The 578-nt window shown below is 59.2% G+C and carries 1 protein-coding gene; it reads left to right on the top strand.

The features are described from left to right. The coding region (gene tssI / locus ACP7EE_RS27595; RefSeq protein ID WP_426238173.1) for a type VI secretion system tip protein TssI/VgrG at nucleotides 1-578 on the top strand (578 nt) is incomplete at both ends.

The raw sequence follows: 578 nt of genomic DNA, 5'->3' as shown, positions 1-578 counted from the left end.
GGCAGCCAAAGCGCCGTGGTCACCGGCCCCAAAGGTGAAGAGATCCACTGCGACCAGTACGGCCGCGTCAAAGTCCAATTCCACTGGGACCGCGAAGGCCAAGCCGATGACAAAACCAGTTGCTGGCTGCGGGTATCCTCAGCGTGGGCCGGCGCCCAGTACGGCGGCATCGCCATCCCACGCATCGGCATGGAAGTCCTCGTCACCTTCCTTGAAGGCGACCCCGACCAACCGCTGATCAGCGGCTGCCTGTACCACAAGGAAAACACCGTCCCCTACGCCCTGCCGGCGAACAAGACGCGCAGCACCTTCAAGACCTTGAGTTCAATGGGCGGCGGTGGCTTCAACGAACTGCGCATCGAAGACAAAAAAGGTCAGGAACAAATCTTCCTGCACGCCCAGCGCGACTGGGACGAAAACATCGAGCACGACCAGAAGATTCGGGTTGGCAACGAACGGCACGACACCGTCGAAAAGAACAGCTACACGGAATTCAAAGCCGAAGAACATCACACCGTTTATGCCGATCGCAAGGTCGAAGCGCAGGCCAGTGATCACCTGACGGTGGGTGTGAATCA

It is taken from the genome of Pseudomonas sp. TWP3-2 (genome assembly GCF_049897765.1).
In the GTDB taxonomy this organism is placed as follows: Bacteria; Pseudomonadota; Gammaproteobacteria; order Pseudomonadales; family Pseudomonadaceae; genus Aquipseudomonas.
This window is presented reverse-complemented; position numbering and strand designations above follow the sequence as displayed.